Genomic DNA, 322 nt, shown 5'->3' on the forward strand with positions numbered 1-322 from the left:
TCATCCAATTCATGCTCAACCCATGCGGAGGCTCGCTCTCCAAGCGATACATTGTGTGGAAACTCCCCGTTAGCCATCATTTTGTAGATGGTCGACTTACTTAACTGCACTCTTTCTATCACTTCTTTTAAACGAACTAATCTCATGAAATTCTTCCTCTATGGTTATCACTCATGAGATAGAGTTGAAGTGTAAAAATTTCCTTAACCTGCTATCGGTTGGCTTATTTTTAGGTCGTCCCGTGATTGGTTTCCGCTCCTGTCAGTAACATCAATCATGCTTGTGCTCGTGGCCTCGCGGATGATGGTTGTCTTTTCTTTGA

General features: G+C 42.9%; 1 protein-coding gene. It reads right to left on the reverse strand.

All coding sequences use genetic code 11. The annotated features are described in order from the left end of the window. A partial coding sequence (locus IQQ51_RS10985; RefSeq protein WP_193841077.1) for a helix-turn-helix transcriptional regulator occupies window positions 1-146 on the reverse strand: 146 nt, incomplete at its 3' end. Between the last annotated feature and the right edge of the window lie 176 nt (window positions 147-322).

The sequence above is a fragment of the Vibrio sp. OPT18 genome (genome assembly GCF_015163615.1).
Taxonomy (GTDB): domain Bacteria; phylum Pseudomonadota; class Gammaproteobacteria; order Enterobacterales; family Vibrionaceae; genus Vibrio; species Vibrio coralliirubri.